The organism is Mycobacterium sp. NGS15 (assembly GCF_059813245.1).
Genome location: NZ_JCALEF010000003.1, coordinates 62,430 through 79,708, shown reverse-complemented (window position 1 = coordinate 79,708; position 17,279 = coordinate 62,430). Strand labels below are relative to the sequence as shown.

18 protein-coding genes are annotated in these 17,279 nt (G+C 65.4%); 9 read left to right on the top strand and 9 right to left on the bottom strand.

What is annotated here, in order from left to right; genetic code table 11:
- The first annotated feature begins 18 nt into the window (after positions 1 to 18).
- Complete coding sequence (locus tag AC5Y5C_RS08055) at positions 19 to 390, top strand: MmcQ/YjbR family DNA-binding protein (RefSeq protein ID WP_499970835.1); 372 nt, start codon at positions 19 to 21, stop codon at positions 388 to 390.
- Here the strand turns inward: AC5Y5C_RS08055 and AC5Y5C_RS08050 are convergent.
- On the bottom strand, positions 387 to 833 hold the full coding sequence (locus tag AC5Y5C_RS08050) for a nitroreductase family deazaflavin-dependent oxidoreductase (RefSeq protein WP_499970833.1): 447 nt from the start codon (positions 831 to 833) through the stop codon (positions 387 to 389). The genes AC5Y5C_RS08055 and AC5Y5C_RS08050 overlap by 4 nt on opposite strands.
- A 57-nt stretch (positions 834 to 890) precedes the next feature.
- Here AC5Y5C_RS08050 and AC5Y5C_RS08045 point away from each other — a divergent pair, with 57 nt between their 5' ends.
- From AC5Y5C_RS08045 to AC5Y5C_RS08035, 3 genes are read left to right on the top strand one after another with little or no spacing between them, the layout of a single operon-like run.
- The gene (locus AC5Y5C_RS08045) at positions 891 to 1,880 is read left to right on the top strand and encodes a permease (RefSeq protein WP_499970831.1); all 990 of its coding nucleotides are present in this window, start codon (positions 891 to 893) and stop codon (positions 1,878 to 1,880) included.
- Positions 1,877 to 2,599: a TIGR03943 family putative permease subunit gene (locus AC5Y5C_RS08040; protein ID WP_499970829.1), complete on the top strand. Its 723-nt coding sequence runs from the start codon at positions 1,877 to 1,879 to the stop codon at positions 2,597 to 2,599. Before AC5Y5C_RS08045 ends, AC5Y5C_RS08040 begins: the two co-directional genes overlap by 4 nt.
- Before the next feature lie 11 nt (positions 2,600 to 2,610).
- A complete protein-coding gene (locus AC5Y5C_RS08035) occupies positions 2,611 to 3,288 on the top strand; it encodes a haloacid dehalogenase type II (RefSeq protein ID WP_499970827.1) in 678 nt (225 codons plus the stop codon).
- Here AC5Y5C_RS08035 and AC5Y5C_RS08030 read toward each other — a convergent pair.
- From AC5Y5C_RS08030 to AC5Y5C_RS08020, 3 genes are all read right to left on the bottom strand, one after another.
- On the bottom strand, positions 3,285 to 4,193 hold the full coding sequence (locus AC5Y5C_RS08030) for a DUF389 domain-containing protein (RefSeq protein ID WP_499970825.1): 909 nt from the start codon (positions 4,191 to 4,193) through the stop codon (positions 3,285 to 3,287). The two genes, AC5Y5C_RS08035 and AC5Y5C_RS08030, sit on opposite strands and share 4 nt — an antisense overlap.
- A 5-nt stretch (positions 4,194 to 4,198) precedes the next feature.
- Positions 4,199 to 6,001 (bottom strand): aspartate--tRNA ligase, encoded by a 1,803-nt coding sequence (aspS, locus tag AC5Y5C_RS08025; RefSeq protein ID WP_499970823.1) that lies wholly within the window; start codon positions 5,999 to 6,001, stop codon positions 4,199 to 4,201.
- 104 nt (positions 6,002 to 6,105) lie between these two features.
- Positions 6,106 to 7,611, bottom strand: coding sequence for a carboxylesterase/lipase family protein (locus AC5Y5C_RS08020; protein WP_499971777.1), 1,506 nt, complete (start codon positions 7,609 to 7,611; stop codon positions 6,106 to 6,108).
- A gap of 155 nt (positions 7,612 to 7,766) precedes the next feature.
- On the opposite strand from AC5Y5C_RS08020, the gene ypfJ reads away from it, so the two are divergent.
- On the top strand, positions 7,767 to 8,657 hold the full coding sequence (gene ypfJ / locus AC5Y5C_RS08015; protein ID WP_499970822.1) for a KPN_02809 family neutral zinc metallopeptidase: 891 nt from the start codon (positions 7,767 to 7,769) through the stop codon (positions 8,655 to 8,657).
- 20 nt (positions 8,658 to 8,677) lie between these two features.
- Here the strand turns inward: ypfJ and AC5Y5C_RS08010 are convergent, their stop codons facing one another.
- A complete protein-coding gene (locus AC5Y5C_RS08010; RefSeq protein WP_499970821.1) occupies positions 8,678 to 9,685 on the bottom strand; it encodes an Rv2578c family radical SAM protein in 1,008 nt (335 codons plus the stop codon).
- 104 nt (positions 9,686 to 9,789) lie between these two features.
- Between AC5Y5C_RS08010 and AC5Y5C_RS08005 the strand changes: the two genes are divergently transcribed.
- Positions 9,790 to 10,221 (top strand): VOC family protein, encoded by a 432-nt coding sequence (locus AC5Y5C_RS08005; protein WP_499970820.1) that lies wholly within the window; start codon positions 9,790 to 9,792, stop codon positions 10,219 to 10,221.
- Between the two features lie 42 nt (positions 10,222 to 10,263).
- On the top strand, positions 10,264 to 10,614 hold the full coding sequence (locus tag AC5Y5C_RS08000; RefSeq protein WP_499970818.1) for a gamma-glutamylcyclotransferase family protein: 351 nt from the start codon (positions 10,264 to 10,266) through the stop codon (positions 10,612 to 10,614).
- A 4-nt stretch (positions 10,615 to 10,618) separates the two neighbouring features.
- Here AC5Y5C_RS08000 and AC5Y5C_RS07995 read toward each other — a convergent pair whose 3' ends face one another.
- The 3 genes from AC5Y5C_RS07995 to AC5Y5C_RS07985 are packed head-to-tail and all read right to left on the bottom strand — an operon-like array spanning position 10,619 to position 12,995.
- The gene (locus AC5Y5C_RS07995) at positions 10,619 to 11,032 is read right to left on the bottom strand and encodes an Rv2576c family protein (RefSeq protein WP_499971775.1); all 414 of its coding nucleotides are present in this window, start codon (positions 11,030 to 11,032) and stop codon (positions 10,619 to 10,621) included.
- A gap of 5 nt (positions 11,033 to 11,037) precedes the next feature.
- Entirely contained in the window at positions 11,038 to 12,327 is a 1,290-nt protein-coding gene (gene hisS, locus AC5Y5C_RS07990; RefSeq protein ID WP_499970817.1) for a histidine--tRNA ligase, read from the bottom strand.
- A complete protein-coding gene (locus tag AC5Y5C_RS07985; protein WP_499970815.1) occupies positions 12,324 to 12,995 on the bottom strand; it encodes an MBL fold metallo-hydrolase in 672 nt (223 codons plus the stop codon). The genes hisS and AC5Y5C_RS07985 overlap by 4 nt, the downstream gene beginning before the upstream one ends.
- Before the next feature lie 101 nt (positions 12,996 to 13,096).
- Here AC5Y5C_RS07985 and AC5Y5C_RS07980 point away from each other — a divergent pair, with 101 nt between their 5' ends.
- Positions 13,097 to 14,020 carry a peptidylprolyl isomerase gene (locus AC5Y5C_RS07980; RefSeq protein ID WP_499970813.1) on the top strand — a complete coding sequence of 308 codons (924 nt, stop codon included), beginning with the start codon at positions 13,097 to 13,099 and terminating at the stop codon, positions 14,018 to 14,020.
- A gap of 1 nt (position 14,021) precedes the next feature.
- A complete protein-coding gene (gene blaMAB, locus AC5Y5C_RS07975) occupies positions 14,022 to 14,891 on the top strand; it encodes an MAB family class A beta-lactamase (RefSeq protein ID WP_499970812.1) in 870 nt (289 codons plus the stop codon).
- Positions 14,892 to 14,911: 20 nt separating this feature from the next.
- On the opposite strand, the gene AC5Y5C_RS07970 is transcribed toward blaMAB, so the two are convergent.
- Positions 14,912 to 17,278: a RelA/SpoT family protein gene (locus AC5Y5C_RS07970; RefSeq protein WP_499970810.1), complete on the bottom strand. Its 2,367-nt coding sequence runs from the start codon at positions 17,276 to 17,278 to the stop codon at positions 14,912 to 14,914.
- Position 17,279: the final 1 nt, after the last annotated feature.

Genomic DNA, 17,279 nt, shown 5'->3' with positions numbered 1-17,279 from the left:
TCAGGGCACAATGAACCGGTGGCCACCTGGGATGACGTAACAGGCGCCGCTTTGGGCCTCCCCGAAGCGATCGAGACCTCCCCGCGCGTGTGGAAGGTGCACAAAAAACTATTCGTCTGGGAACGGCCGTTGCGGAAGAGTGATCTGGCAGCGCTGGGAGATTCGGCCCCCGACGGCGACGTATTGGGCGCCCGCGTCGGCGATGAGGGCGTCAAACGCGCACTGATCGCCGACCAACCGCAGGTGTACTTCACCACGCCACATTTCGATGGTTATCCGATCGTGCTTGCCCGGCTGGAGGCCATCGCACCGCCGGACCTCATCGAACTCGTCACCGAGGCCTGGCTGTGCAGGGCGCCCAAGACGCTCGTGCGAAGGTTCCTCGGCTAGCGGCGTCGTAGCTCGAAAATCGGGATGGGTCGGTCGGTCTTCTCCTGGTAGTCGGCGAACACGGGAACCTGCGCAACGACCTTCGGATACAGCGCATCGCGCTCGCCAAGCGACAGCTCGTGGGCGACCACGTCGTAACCGTCGGTTCCGATGTCGATATGCGCATGTGGACGTGCGCGCAGGTTGTGCACCCAGGCGGGGTCTTTGTCGGCGCCGCCGAATGACCCGACGATGTAGATCTTCTCGTCGATGTCGAAGTAGGCGAGCGGATTCAGACGCTCCTTTCCGCTCTTGGCACCGGTGTTGGTCAGGAGCAGGATCGGTACGCCGGCGAACTGTCCGCCGACCTCCCCGCCGTTGGCACGGAACTCCTGAGTGATGCCGTCATTGAATTCGTTAATCACCGCAGCAGGCTGCTGGTTGAAAGGTGTGTCATCGGTCACCTCACCAGAGTGCCACTGCTGCGCCGCGTTCTCAGGTTGCGCTGTCAGGATGGCTGAATGACGGTCGCCGCCTCTTCGTCCCGACGTTGGTTCGGCTCGACCGAGATCCTGGTGGTGGCTCTTATCGCGATGGCCCTGGCGGCCAGCTGGTTACGTGGGATTGTCGATGGCAACGAGAAGCTGGCCACTGCCGGGACGGTGTTCTGCGGGGTGTTCGTCCAGGCCGTCCCGTTCCTTGCACTCGGCGTGATCGTGAGTGGGCTCGTCGCGACGTTCGTCACCCCGGAACGGCTGGCGCGGTGGCTGCCGAGCCGGTCCGTCGCCGCGGTGGCGGTGGCGGGTGTGAGCGGCGCGGCGCTGCCCGGCTGCGAATGTGGATCGGTTCCGGTGGCACGCCGGCTGTACGGATCGGGATCCGTCGGCGCGGCCGCGCTCACCTTCATGTTGTCGGCGCCGGCGATCAATCCGGTGGTGTTGGTCGCTACCGCGGTCGCGTTTCCCGGCCAACCAAAGATGGTGTTGGCGCGCGCGGCGGCTTCACTGCTCACGGCCATGGCGATGGGCATGGCATGGTCGCGGTGGGGACGGGACAGCTGGGTTACCCGCAAGCTGCCCACCGCGCACGCCGGATCCTCTTCCCGCTGGACGACATTCACCGAGGCGGCGCGCCACGACTTTCTGCAGGCGGCCTCGTACCTGGCGATCGGCGCGGTGGCCGCGGCAGCTTTGCATGTGCTGGTTCCGGCCTGGGTGTTCGAGCATCTGGCCGGCAATCTCGTGGTCGGCGTGGTCACGATGGCGCTGCTGGCCGTGGTGCTCGCGTTGTGCTCGGAAGCCGATGCTTTCGTCGCCGCGAGCATCACGATGATGCCGCTGATTCCGAGGCTGGTGTTCCTCGTGGTGGGGCCTGCTGTCGACGTGAAGCTCATCGCGATGCAATCGGGGATGTTCGGGCGCGCGTTCGCGGCCCGATTCGCGCCGCTGACATTCGTGGTGGCCACCGTCATCGCGACGGGTGTCGGACTGGCGGTGCTGGGCACCTCATGAGGCGCGACACAGAGAACACGCTGCTGATCCTGTTGGGGGTCAGTGTGGCGATGATCGCGGTGACCGGAACCTTCACTCGCTACGTCAAACCCGGACTGCTGCCGTGGCTCGCCGGTTCGGCGGTCATCGTGATCGGGCTCGGTCTGGCTGCGATCATCCGCGATGTGCGTCGCGGTCACACCGACCATGATCCTGAGCATGACGGCCATGGCGATCACATCCACAAGCACGGCGCCACTTGGTTTTTGGTGCTGCCTATAGTTCTGCTGATCTTCATCGTGCCCCCGGCGCTCAGCGCTCGTTCCATCGCGCCCGCCAATATTGCCGGATCAGCCAACACACCCCGGCGGGCGTTCCCCCCGCTGCCGCCCGGTGCCGCACCGTCGGTGCCGCTGCCGGAGGTCCTGATGCGCATCGCCGCCGGTTCCTCGGACACGCTGAGCGGACGCACCATTACCGTCACCGGATTCACATTCAAGGAGGGAGAGCGCACCGACCTGGCCAAGATCGTCATCGTCTGTTGCGCCGCGGATGCCCAGCTGGCCCGGCTGCATATGACGGGACCGGCGGCCGCGACCGCATCCACGCTCCCGGAGAACACCTGGGTCTCGGTGACGGGGACCGTGCCGGGCGGACAGAGCTATCGCGGGCCCTCGTCGATTCCCGTCATCGAAGTCACCGGCCTCACCCGCACCGATCCGCCGAAGAGCACCTACTGAACGGAGTCGCGTTGCGGTACAAGGCATACCTGTTCGACGTGCAGGGCACGCTGTTGGATTTCTTCGAACCCGTGTCACGCGCGGTTGCCGAGTACGCCCCCGATATCGACGCCGCCGCTTTCACCCGGGCGTGGCGCGCGGACTATTTCGCCCGCGTCGCGAATCTGGCCCAGTCCGCGGACGGCTGGACGCGAGTGCAGGATCTGTACGCGCACGGCTTCGGCGATATCTGCGAGGCGTTCGGCCTGCCACGACCCGAGGCCGCGACCGCCGAGGTCGTCGCATCCCGCTGGCAGCACCTGATTCCGTGGCCGGACGTATCCGCCGGCCTGTCGGGGCTGCGTTCGCGGGCAATCGTCGCCACGCTGTCTAACACCGATATGGCGACCATGGTGAATCTTTTCAAACACCTGGGTATTTCGTGGGACGCGGTCCTTACCGCCGAGGTGTTCGGCAGCTTCAAACCGGACCCGGTGGTGTACCGGCGCGCACTGCGCTACCTCGGTATCGACCCGGCAGACGCGGCGATGGTAGCCGCACATCCGTACGACCTGCGTGCCGCAGGAGAAATCGGCATGGGCACGATTTTCGTCTCGCGGCCCTACGAGTACGGCGATCCCGCACTCGCTCATGGCGACCCCGACGAAGAGTTCGATCAGCGGGTCACCGAGATCGGCGATATCGCCTAGCGCAGCCCGCGTGGCCGCACCAGCAGTACCAACACCCCGGCGAGGACGATGCCGAAGAGGTTGACCGCCAGCTGCAATGCCGACAACCCTGCGATATCCCATTCCCCCACCGTCGCCGCCACCACCGCGAATCCGGCGGCCGGCACAGTGGTGACGGAGATGAAAACACCAACCAGCGCTGCCGATTTCGCCGACATCAGCGAGAGCATGCCCGCCGCACCTGCCAGCAGAGCAACCACCAACGAAAACGGTCCGACCTGGAACACGAAGTCGACCTGCTGTAGTTCGTTCACGCTTTTCAGCGTGACCCAGCCGGCCCCCTCGGCCGCCAGAGCCCCGACGGCGGTCACAGCCATTGCCACCGGGAAACCCACCACCAATGCCAGCAACGACCGGCGGGCCAGCGACCACTTGCGACGCACGATCGAGACCGCCAGCGCGGCAAGCGGACCGAACTCGGGCCCGACCACCATGGCACCCACGATGGTGACCGGTGAATCGGTGACCACGCCGACCGCCGCGATGAGACAGGCGAGGCACAGAAAGGCCAGAAACGTCAGGTTGAGGGTCGACTCCTCACGGGTGCGCCCAATCAGCTCATCCCAGATGACGGCATCGGCGGGATCGCCCTCGGCGTCGTCCTCGGCCTCATAGGCGATCTGCGAGATCACCGTGTCGAGCACCTCCGCGGTGATCGCGCCGCGCTTGTCGATGTCGATCGACTTGAGGCCGTCCAGTACATCGTTGGCAGTCTCGCGCGCCACGTCGGCGGTGATCACATCGCCAGCCGGGCTGATCGCCACTCCGGGCTCTCGCACGATATGCGCGACCCCCGTTGTGGTGCAAAGGAATTCGACCACCTGATCGGAGAGGTCCGCAGGCGCGATGATCCGGACGTGCAGCACGGGCGCTACGCGTCCGCCGGCTTACCTGGCTTATCCGGCGTATCGGACTTATCGGGTTTCGCGTCAATTCCCGATTCCTTGCGCTGCGCCGCGGTGATCGGTGCCGGAGCATCCGTAAGCGGATCGACACCGCCACCGGACTTCGGGAAGGCGATGACTTCGCGGATCGACGGCGTACCGGCAAGCAGCGCGGTCACCCGGTCCCAGCCGAAGGCGATGCCCCCATGTGGCGGTGCACCGAAAGCGAAGGCGTCCAGCAGGAATCCGAACTTGTCCTGGGCCTCTTCATTACTGATGCCCATCACCTTGAACACGCGTTCCTGAACATCACGACGATGGATACGGATCGATCCGCCACCGATCTCGTGCCCATTGCACACGATGTCGTAGGCGTAGGCGAGTGCGGAACCCGGATCGGTGTCGAAGGTGTTCTCCGACTCCGGCTTCGGCGAGGTGAAGGCGTGGTGCACCGCGGTCCACGCGCCCGAACCGACGGCCACGTCGCCGGCCGCGGTCGCGTCTCCGGCCGGCTCGAACAGTGGCGCATCCACCACCCAGGTGAATGCCCAGGCGTCCGGATCGATCAGTCCGAGACGCTGCGCGACTTCGCCACGCACCGAGCCCAACAATGCGCGCGACGACTTGGCGCCGCCCGCGGAGAAGAAGATGCAATCACCGGGCGCCGCACCGACATGGGCGGCCAGCCCGTCGCGTTCGGTATCGGTCAAGTTTTTGGCGACGGGACCGCCGAGGGTGCCGTCCTCTCCCACCAGCACATAAGCCAGGCCCTTGTGTCCACGCTGTTTGGCGAACTCCTGCCAGCCATCCAGGGTGCGGCGTGGCTGATCGGCGCCGCCGGGCATCACCACGGCACCCACATAGGGCGCCTGGAACACCCGGAAGCTGGTGTCCGAGAAGTACTCGGTGCATTCCACCAGCTCAAGCCCGAATCGCAGATCGGGCTTGTCGCTGCCGTAGCGACGCATCGCTTCCGCATACGTAATGCGGGCGATGGGCGTGGGCACGCGATACCCGATCAGGTCCCACAGCGCGACGAGGATCTCCTCGGCGAGCGCGATGACATCGTCCTGGTCCACGAAGCTCATCTCGATATCGAGCTGGGTGAACTCGGGTTGCCGGTCCGCCCGGAAGTCTTCATCCCGGTAGCAACGCGCAATCTGGTAGTACCGCTCCATGCCCGCGACCATGAGCAGCTGCTTGAACAGCTGCGGGCTCTGCGGCAGCGCGTAGAAGCTGCCCGGTTGCAGGCGAGCGGGCACCAGGAAGTCGCGCGCCCCCTCTGGAGTCGAGCGAGTCAGCGTTGGGGTCTCCACCTCGACGAAGTCGTGACGGGCCAGCACGGTGCGTGCCGATGCGTTTGCCTTGGAGCGCAACCTGATTGCCTTACCCGGTCCTTCGCGGCGCAGATCCAGGTAGCGGTACTTCAGGCGCGCTTCCTCACCAGCGGTCTCGTCCAGCTGGAACGGCAGCGGCGCACTCTCGTTGAGCACGGTCAGTGCGGCGGCGTTGACCTCGATCTGCCCTGTCGGGATCTCGGCGTTGGCGTTGCCCTCGGGCCGCACCTCCACCACACCGGTGACCTCGACGCAGAATTCGGCACGCAACCGATGAGCCTGTTCGAGTACCGCGTCGTCACGGAACACCACCTGGGACACGCCGGAGGAGTCACGCAGGTCAATGAAGATGACACCACCGTGGTCGCGCCGACGAGCCACCCAGCCGGCAAGCGTCACGCGCTGCCCGGCGTCCGACTCCCGCAACGTACCCGCGTCGTGAGTGCGCAGCACAAAAGATCCCTTCGACAGTGCTTGTTATACAAAAAGGCCAGTGTGTAGACGTTTGAGCCTAGCGGCCCCGCGTTCCTCGCCTCGCCAGGGCGCCGCGCCCGGACTCAGTGCACCTGGGCCCAGGCGATACGGCGCACCGAGTCCGGGTCCTCGATGGTGACGTCGGAGCGAGACCGGATGATCCGCGTGCGGCGACCGTCAGCTCCGTAGGTCGGCCAGTCGCCCGGCCCCTCTCCCGTGGCGAAGTCCAGCCAGGCTCGCTGCATGCGGCGCCCGACCGACGGCATCATCCGCGCACCGAGCGGGCTCAGCAGCATCCCGACAAATGATCCGTAACTGTGCTGGACATGCACGATCTCACTGCCGTGGGTGGCGCCCAGGCCAAGGAGCTTGAGCCCCCACGCAGTGTGATCGAACCTGTACATATAGGTGTCCACGAAGGCGCTGTAGGCGTCGGCAAAGGCCCACATGGGTGCGGCGAACATGGCGTCTGAGCCCACCGCCACCAGCGCCGAACGGCTCGGATACCGCGGGTACGCGGCGATGATCGCGTCTTGATACTCCGGACCGACCCGGTTGAAGTAGCCATTGACGGTCGGCTCGGTAGTGGGCAGCATCGGCGGTTTCACGCGCGCGAACATCGACGCTTCATGGCTGTTGGATCCGATGATGAGCGGCACCTGGTGCACCGCGCCGCGCCGCGCCGCCTCGATGGGGTGATGCGGCAGCAGCGCGGTGCCGTGTGTTAGGCCGTACCCGAGGATCGGCGTATCGGTGGCGCTTTCGATCTGCAGTTTGGCCGCGCCGCGTCGCAGTTCCCGCTGCGGCAAGACCTTGAGCCGGCTCGGGTCGGTGACATCGAGCAGCTCCATGTATCGATGCGCACGCCGGTCACGCAGGCTCTTGTCGGCGATCAGCGGCAACGCGGGGCTCTGTGCGATGGCACGCCCGAACAATCCTTCCGCCGCCGGACTCGCCAGCAGCGCCAGCACCGACGTCCCCCCAGCCGACTCACCGAAAATGGTGACGCGATCGGGGTCACCACCAAAAGCCGCAATGTTGTCACGCACCCATCTGAGCGCCGCGATCTGATCTCGCAACGCCAGGTTGTCGTCGAAACCCTCGCCCAGGGCGCTGAGCTCCAGTCCGCCCAGGGCTCCGATCCGGTAGGTGACGTTGACGACGACCACGTTGCCGTTGGCGGCAAGGCGCGCACCGCTGTACAACTCCAGCTGCCCGGCGCCGAACACGAAGGCCCCACCCGGGATCCACACCATGACAGGCAGGTTGGCGTGGATATCCGGCGACCAGACAGTGACGGTCAGGCAGTCTTCGCCGCGGATCTTGGGGTCGTCGCGACCGGCGCCCACGAAGGTTTTTCCCTGCGGCGGCATCGGCGCGTGTTCGATGGCGTCACGCACGCCGTCCCACGGCTCCAGGGGGATGGGCGCCAGGAACCGAAGCTGTTCGACCGGCTGTCGCGCATAGGGCACCCCGCGCCAGACCGAAACACCGCCTTCGGTGGTTCCACGCAGGTCCCCCAACGGCGTGCGGACGAGGGTCGGCAGGGCGACGTCAACGGCCACGTATCGAATCGTAATGCGGACCAGCGCTACGAGGCCGAGGCCCCGCCGGAATGTCCCGGGCCGGACATGAACTCTTCGCCATGTAGCGATACGCCCGTCCGTGGAGTATGCAAAGGTATCGGCAGCCGACAGCAGCCGATAGCTGAGTGGCAGAGACACGACACGGGAGTGACAGACCAATGACCTTCAACGAAGGCATGCAGATCGACACCAGCACCACCTCGGGCGGTGGCATGGGCCGCGGCCCCAAGATGGCCATCGGCGGTGGTGTCGGCGGGTTGCTGATCGCAGTCGTAGTCATGCTGCTCGGCGGCGATCCCAGCCAGGTGCTGCAACAACAACCGAGCCAGCAGGGGTCGGGCGTGACCCAGCGGCCGACAGAGGACTTCAGCCACTGTAAGACCGGTGCCGACGCGAACAAGTCGCTGGACTGCCGCATCATCGCCACCGGGAACTCGGTGGACGCCGTCTGGACGCAGATTCTCGGACCTAAATACCCACGGCCGGGCGTCAAACTGTTCAGCGGTCAGGTGAACACCGGATGCGGCGCCGCCTCCACCGAGGTCGGTCCCTTCTACTGCCCCGCCGACCGGACCGCCTACTTCGACACCAGTTTCTTCCAGGTACTGGTCGACCAGTTCGGATCCAGCGGTGGCCCCCTGGCCCAGGAGTACGTGGTGGCCCATGAGTTCGGTCATCACGTGCAGAACCTGTTCGGCGTGCTTGGTAAGAATCACCGATGCGCCGAGGGCCAGGCGGGCGGAGGCGTGTGCACCGAACTGCAGGCCGACTGCTACGCCGGCGTCTGGGCAAAGCACGCATCGACCACCGTTCAGGAGGGCAGCGGTGTCCCGTTCCTGAAACCGTTGACGGACGAGGACATTCGCGACGCATTGTCGGCCGCGTCGTCCGTGGGCGATGACCGAATCCAGAAGCGGGCCACCGGCCGCGTCAACCCCGAGGCGTGGTCGCATGGCTCCTCCGAGCAGCGCCAGCGGTGGTTCACCCAGGGCTACAACACCGGCGACTTCCGCACCTGCGACACCTTCAACGCCGACAGCCTGAACTAGACCCGGAGGGCAAGGGCGCGCTAGAACAGCGTCATCTCCGGAGCGGGCGCGAATTTCGTTGGCCTCGCCGGTTTTTCCTCGCGATGCGAGACCAGGCCGTACTTGTGCACCAGAGGCCCTACGCGCTCTCGCAACCAAGCCCGGTACTCGGCGGGCGCATACGCGCCCTTGCGATAAAGCTCTCGGTATCGGCCGACGAGCTCGGGGTGCGATTGGGACACCCAGGACATGAACCAACCACGTGTCGTCCCACGCAGATGCAACGGAAAGACCGTCACACCGGCGGCGCCGGCTTCGGCGATCCGGCCCAGCAGGTCATCCAGATGCTCCACCGTGTCGGTCAGGAACGGAAGCACCGGCGCCACCATCACGTGCGGTTCGAAACCAGCCTCGCGCGCCGACGCGATCAACGACAGTCTCGCCTGGGGCGAAGGCACCCCCGCTTCAACCTCGCGGTGCAGCACCTCATCCCCGATGGCCAGCGAAATCCCCAGGCTCACCGGTACCTGCCGGGCAGCATTGGCGAGCAGCGATAAATCTCTGCGCAGCAGAGTGCCCTTGGTGAGGATCGATATCGGTGTACCAGAATCAGCCAGCGCCGCAATAACTCCCGGCATCAGCTGATAGCGGCCCTCGGCTCGTTGATAGGGATCAGTATTGGTGCCGAGTGCGACTGTCTCCCGGTTCCAGGACTTGCGCCCCAGTTCTTTCCTGAGCACCGGAACCAGATTGGTTTTCACGACGATCTGGTTGTCGAAATCTGCCCCGCTGTCGAACTCCAGGTATTCGTGGGTGGGGCGCGCAAAACAATAGCGGCAGGCATGTGCGCAGCCCCGAAAGGCATTGACCGTGAACCGAAACGGCAACATGGATACCGCGGGGACCTTGTTGAGCGCCGACTTGCAGAGCACTTCGTGAAATGTGATGCCCTCAAAATCGGGGGTGCGCACACTGCGCACCAGACCGATCCGCTCCAAACCCGGAAGCGCACCGTCGTCAGCATCCAGCGCCTGACCGTCCCACCGCATACTCTATGCGAACATATGTTCGATGCCGTGTCAATCCCCTCCTCCACCGCCCCTCCTCCACCGCCCCTCTGACACCGTCGGAGCGCGAATCTAGGCTTGGCCCCATGAAGCAGCAGCTGCACTTTGTCACTGTCGCCGCAACGGATCTGGACGCCACTCGGCGTTTCTACGGCGCGCTGGGCTGGGTTCCACTGCTGGATGTCGAAGGTGAAATCGTCTTCTACCAGAGCGCACCAGGACAGCTGTTGGGGTTTTTCCTCGCGGATAAGTTCAACGAGGATCTCGCCGCGCCCGGTGATCACTCACGAGTTTCCGGGATCACCTTGGCGCACAATGTCGATTCCGCCGAGGAGGTGACCGCACTGTCCGGAACCATGAGCCGGTCGGGGGGCACTGTTCTCAAACCGCCGCAACCCGGCCAGTTCGGTGGGGTCTTCCACGCCCACGTCCAGGACCCCAACGGGCTGATCTGGGAAATCGCCCACAATCCTGGTTGGCGGATCGATTCCGATGGCACGGTCCACCTCGGGGGCTGACGTGGCGCGCGCCCGCCGCGGTCGGCCTGATTGACTTATCGCGTGACGGATTCCGCGACCGAGCTCCTATTCTCCTACGGCACCCTGCAGCAGGCCGAGGTGCAGCGGGCCACCTTCGGACAGGAACTGGATGGCCATACGGACGCCATCGTGGGATTCGATCTTGACTACGTGACCATCACCGACCCGCATGTCATCGCTACCAGTGGTAGCGAACGTCATCCCATCCTTCGTCCGTCGGCCGATGCATCAGCGGAGGTCCCCGGCACGGTCTTCTCGATCACGCCCGAGCAGTTGGCCGCCGCCGACGAGTACGAAGTGGACGACTACCAACGCATTTCGGTGCCGCTGCGCTCGGGCGCGACGGCCTGGGTCTACGTGTTCGCGAGCTAGCGGGCTACCACTTGCGCAGTGAACACGTGACGGCGGTCTCGCCATCGGCCTGGTTGGCCAGGGCACCGTCCACGTACACCTCGCAGTGGAAGACCGGAGCACCGGTGACAGCCTTGGCCGCCGCGCTGGCGCTCACATAGGCCCACTGCGTCGGGTCGTTCAGCGTGGTCTCGACGACGAACGGAGCGTCGGGGGTGATGCGAGTCGAGTTGCGCACCAGGTACTTGCTCGACTCCGAGTCGTAGGCCGATGCGCTCGGCGGCTCGTTCTGCAGCACGAGGGTCTGCGAGAGGAATTCACGGTCGGAACTGATCACGTACCTCACCTGGTGCGGCGCCGCCTGCGCGATAGGAGCCACCGTGGTCGTCAAGGTTGCGGCACCGGCCGCGGCGAGCAGAGCTGCTGTGATACGTCCCATACGTGTCATATCCGCGATGCTAGCCGCGCCGTTACTTCATCGACAATCGAACCGATCGACACGGGCTGCTGAACGCCGTCCGCCAACGTCTTGAGCTCGATGTTTCCCTCACCGATTTCCCGATCGCCGGCGACCAGCGCAATCGAGGCTCCCGAGCGGTCCGCACCGCGCATCGCACCCTTGAGTCCGCGGTCGCCGTAGGCGATATCGGTGCGGATCCCCGCGATCCGCAGCTGCGCCGCCACCGTCACGAGCACCGATTTCGCGTCCTGCCCGAGGGGCACGCAGAACACGTCGCAGCGGCCGCTGTCTCCCACCGTGACGCCCTCGGCCTGCAGCGCGAGCAGGGTTCTATCCACGCCGAGCCCAAACCCGATACCCGACAACGACTGTCCGCCAAGCTGCGCCATCAGTCCGTCGTAGCGTCCACCGCCACCGATCCCGGATTGCGCACCGAGCCCGTCATGCACGAACTCGAATGTGGTCTTGGTGTAGTAGTCAAGCCCACGCACCAGCCGGGGATTCACCACGTACTGCACGCCCAGCGCATCCAGATGGCTCAGCACCTGATCGAAATGCGCCTTGGATTCCTCGGAGAGATGGTCGAGCATGAGCGGCGCGGCGGCCGTCATCTCCCGCACCTCGGGCCGCTTGTCATCGAGCACCCGAATCGGGTTGATACGGGCCCGTTCTCGTGTAACTTCGTCCAGGTCCAGCCCGAAGAGGAAGTCCTGCAACAATTCTCGATACTGCGGACGGCATGAGGCGTCACCCAGCGAGCTGATCTCCAATCGGAAGCCGGTCAAGCCAAGGGAGCGGTACCCGGCATCGGCGATCGCGATCACCTCGGCGTCTAGCGCCGGATCGTCGACGCCGATGGCTTCCACACCCACCTGCTGCAGCTGGCGGTAGCGGCCGGCCTGCGGTCGCTCATACCGGAAAAAGGGCCCGGCGTAACGAAGCTTCATCGGCAGCTGGCCGCGATCCAGACCGTGCTCGATGACCGCACGCATCACCGAGGCCGTGCCCTCGGGGCGCAACGTCACCGACCGATCGCCACGGTCGGCGAAGGTGTACATCTCCTTGCTGACCACATCGGTGGACTCGCCCACCCCGCGGGCGAACAGTCCGGTGTCCTCGAACACGGGCAGCTCGATGTAGCCGTATCCGGCCAATCGCGCCTGCTCCAGTAGCCCGTCACGAACGGCCAAGAACTGCGCCGAGTCCGGCGGCACATAGTCCGGTATGCCCTTAGGAGCCCGGAAGGATGCGGTACCGGAGGTCTTCTCGCTCACAGGGTTCCTTCGAGGAATGGGTTGGCACGCCGCTCATCGCCGATGCTGGTGGCATTGCCGTGACCCGGCAGCACCACCGTCGAATCGTCCCGGGTGAGCAGTTTGGCCGCGATCGAATCGAGCAGCTGTTGGTGGTTTCCGCCGGGCAGATCGGTGCGCCCGATCGACATCTGAAAGAGCGTGTCGCCGCTGAACACCACGTCGACGGGCCCGTTGTCGCTGTCGACCTCGACGCCGAACACGACAGAACCGCGGGTGTGGCCCGGCGTGTGGTCGACAGTCAGTGTGATCCCGGCGAGCTCCAGCTTGTCGCCGTCACCGATCTCGACAAGCTCCTTGGGCTCGGTGAACGCCATGCCCTGGATGAACTGAGCCAGACCCGGCCCGATCCCGGCGAGCGGATCGGCGAGCATCACGCGGTCATCGGGATGGATGTACACGGGGATCCCGTATTCATCGGCGAGCGGCTGCGCCGTCCAGGTGTGGTCCAGATGCCCGTGGGTGAGCAGCACCGCCTCGGGGGTGAGGTCGCGTTCGGCGAGGATCTCCTTGACGCCGGAGATCGCCTCCTGGCCGGGGTCGACGATGACGGCGGGGCCGCCCTCGTGGGGCGCCACGATATAGCAGTTCGTGGCGAACATGCCCGCGGGAAAACCGGTGATCAGCACCCGACCAGCTTAGGCGGCGGGTCCTGCACCATCTCTCAGGTGTGGCTGGCACACTCTCTGGCGACCTAGATTCTTCATGGACGCCCTAGGAGGAGAACCCGGTGCCGACCAACGAGCAGCGACGTCAGACGGCCAAGCGCAAGCTGGAGCGACAGCTGGAGAACCGTGCCGAGCGTGCCCGTAAGCAGCGGATCTGGGCGATCGGCGGCGTCGCAGTGGTCGCCGTCGTCGTCGCGGTGGCCATCACCGCCTGGCTGGCCATCAGCAAGAGCGACAAGACCGATGCGGCGCTGGACACCACCGCCACCACCCCGGTCTCCACGGTCGACGCGCCACCGACGTCCTCGTTGCCAACGCCTGACGAGCCGCCCGTCACCGGCCCCCCGCTTCCGAAATTCGTGCCCTCCGCCGAGGTGGGCGCCAACTGCCAGTACCGGCCCGCGGGTGCGCCCGCCAAGGCCATCGACAAGCAGATGCCGCGCTCCGGGAAGGTCCCGACCGATCCGGCGACGCTCACCGCCAGTGTGAAGACCAGCCAGGGCAACATCGGCCTGGTGCTGGACAACGCCAAGGCGCCGTGCACGGTGAACAGCTTCGCCAGCCTGGCGCAGGGTGGGTATTTCGACGACACCATCTGCCACCGCATCACGAGTGGCGGCTTGTCGGTGCTGCAGTGTGGAGACCCGAAGGGCACCGGTTCGGGCGGTCCGGGATACGAATTCGACAACGAGTACCCGACCACCGCGTACAAGGCCGATGATCCAGCGGCACAGCAAGCCGTGGTCTATCCCGCCGGCACCTTGGCGATGGCAAACGCGGGCCCCGGGACCAACGGCAGCCAGTTCTTCATGGTCTACAAGGATTCGAAGCTGCCGCCGCAGTACACGGTGTTCGGCACCATCGACAAGACCGGTATGGACACCCTCGCCAAGATCGCCAAGAACGGCATCAAGCCAGGAGCACGTGGAGCGGGCGATGGCGCGCCCGCGCAAGAAGTCAAGATCATCGACCTGCAGCTCGACTGACGTGATTTCGCGTCGCGCTGTGCTGCTCGGTGGGCTGACGGCGGCCGGCGTGGCCGCCGTCGGTTGTTCACGCGGCGGTGACCGCCAACTCTCACCCACCGAACTCGCCTCCCTCGAAACGGATTTCGGGGGCCGCGTCGGTGTGTACGCGTTGGACACCGGGTCGGGCGCCACCCTCAGCCACCGGTCAAATGAACGCTTCCTGATGTGCTCCACGGTGAAGACCTTCATCGTCGCAGCCATCCTGCACCGGCGCCTGAGTGAACCGGGGCTGCTGGACAACCGGATCGAGTACACGCAGTCCGACGTCCTCGAGTGGGCTCCGGTTACGTCCCAACATGTAGCCGAGGGCATGACCGTCTCGGCGCTGTGCGAGGCGACGATCCGCTATAGCGACAACACCGGCGCCAACCTGTTGATTGCGCAGCTCGGCGGCCCCAAGCAGACGGAGAAGTACGTTCGAAGCCTGGGCGACAACGTCTCTCGCATGGATCGCGTCGAAGGTCAGCTGAACGTCCCCGACGGCGATTTGGACACCTCGAGCCCGCTGCAGCTGGTGACCAATTTGCGCAGGCTGGTCCTCGACGAAGGGCTGGATCCGCAGGGGCGCGATCTGCTCACGGGCTGGTTGAAGGGGAACACCACCGGCGACCAGTCGATTCGGGCGGGGGCTCCGGCCGGGTCGACGGTCGGCGACAAGACGGGCAGCGGATTCAAGGGCGAAACCAATGACATCGCGGTGATCTGGCCACCCGGGCGTGCGCCCATCGTGGTGGCGGTGCTCACCGTCCCTGACGACCCGAAGTCCACCAAGGGCAAGCCGACCATCGCCGCGGCCACCCGAATCGCCCTCAAGGCATTCAACGCCTAATCGCCGAGCAGACGCGAGATTTAGGCGGCGCTGGTCACCCGATAGACGTCGTAGACACCCTCGACGTTGCGTACGACGTTGAGGACGTGTCCCAGATGCTTCGGGTCTCCCATCTCAAAGGTGAACCGGCTGATAGCCACTCGATCATTGGAGGTGGTCACGGATGCCGACAGGATGTTCACTCGCTCATCGGCCAGGGCGCGGGTCACATCGGAGAGCAACCGGTGCCGGTCAAGCGCTTCCACCTGGATGGCAACCAGGAAAACCGAGGAGGCCGACGGCGCCCAATGTACTTCGATGATCCGTTCCGATTGCTGCTCAAGGGATTCGGCATTGGTGCAGTCGGTGCGGTGCACGCTCACCCCCCCGCCACGCGTGACAAACCCGAGGATCTGATCACCAGGCACCGGCGTACAACATTTCGCGAGTTTCGTCAGCACGCCCGGGGCTCCCGGTACCGCCACGCCGACATCCTCGGAGCGTCGCTGCCGGATGGGCATCGTCGACGGGGTGGAGCGCTCGGCAAGTTCTTCCTCGGCGCTGTCCACACCGCCGAGCTGGGCGACCAACCGCTGCACCACATGCCGCGCCGAGACGTGGCCCTCGCCCACCGCGGTGTATAGCTGTGAGGTGTCCTGGTAGCGCAGCTCTCGGGCCAGCGAGGCCATGCCCTCGCCGTTGACCAACCGCTGCAACGGAAGCCCACCGCGGCGCACCTCGCGCGCGATGGCATCCTTGCCGGCTTCCAGAGCCTCCTCGCGGCGCTCCTTGGCGAACCACTGCCGGATCTTCGCCTTCGCCCGCGGTGACACGACAAAGGTCTGCCAGTCACGCGACGGGCCGGCGTTGGCGGCCTTGGAGGTGAAAACCTCGACCACTTCCCCGTTTTCGAGCTTGCGCTCCAACGCCACCAAGCGGCCGTTGACGCGGGCGCCGATACAGCGGTGACCCACCTCGGTGTGCACGGCGTAGGCGAAGTCGACCGGGGTAGACCCGGCGGGCAAGGTGATGACGTCACCCTTGGGTGTGAAGACGAAGATTTCCTGTACCGCCAGGTCGTAGCGCAGCGATTCCAGAAACTCTCCGGGGTCGGCGGCCTCACGCTGCCAGTCCAGCAACTGGCGCATCCAGGCCATATCGTCGATTTCGGCGGCGGCATGGTTGGGCGGAACGCCGTTGCGGCCCTTGGCTTCCTTGTACCGCCAGTGCGCGGCAATGCCGTACTCGGCAGTACGGTGCATATCGCGGGTGCGGATCTGCACCTCCAGAGGCTTGCCCTCGGGGCCGACCACGGTGGTGTGCAAGGACTGATAGACACCGAACCGGGGCTGCGCGATGTAGTCCTTGAACCGGCCCGCCATCGGCTGCCAGAGCGAGTGCACCACGCCCACAGCGGCGTAACAGTCCCGAATCTCGTCGCACAGGATCCGGACGCCGACCAGGTCGTGAATGTCGTCGAAGTCGCGGCCTTTGACGATCATCTTCTGATAGATAGACCAGTAGTGCTTGGGGCGCCCCTCGACGGTGGCGCCGATACGCGAACCATTCAGGGTGGCAACAATTTCCGCGCGCACCTTGGCCAGGTAGGTATCGCGTGACGGCGCCCGGTCGGCGACCAGCCGCACGATCTCCTCGTATTTTTTGGGGTGCAGGATCGCGAAAGACAGATCTTCCAGCTCCCACTTGACCGTGGCCATACCCAGACGGTGCGCCAGTGGCGCAATCACTTCGAGCGTCTCTCGGGCCTTACGCGCCTGCTTCTCCGGCGGCAGGAATCGCATGGTGCGCATGTTGTGCAACCGGTCGGCGACCTTGATCACCAGCACCCGAGGGTCGCGCGCCATCGCGATGATCATCTTGCGGATGGTTTCGCCCTCGGCGGCGTTGCCCAACACCACCTTGTCGAGCTTGGTCACGCCGTCGACCAGGTGGGCCACCTCGGTGCCGAATTCGGTGGTCAGCTGCTCCAGGCTGTAGCCGGTGTCCTCGACCGTGTCGTGCAGGATCGCGGCCACCAGGGTGGTGGTGTCCATGCCGAGTTCGGCCAGGATGTTCGCCACGGCGATCGGATGGGTGATGTAGGGATCACCCGACTTACGAAACTGCTCGGCATGTCGGCTCTCGGCTACCTCGTATGCGCGCTGTAGCGCCGCCCGGTCAGCCTTAGGGTAGAACTCACGGTGAACGCCCATCAGGGGCTCAAGTACGGGGCTGACGGTGCCGCGCTGGGCGGTCATCCTGCGGGCCAGCCGGGCCCGCACGCGGCGCGATGCACTCATGGTGCCGCTGACCCGCAAAGATTCCGGGCTCGGTGCGGTCGGTTCGCTCACGGCAGGCAGGGACTCGACCGCGACCTGATTCTCGCTGGGTACTTGCTCGTCAGCCACG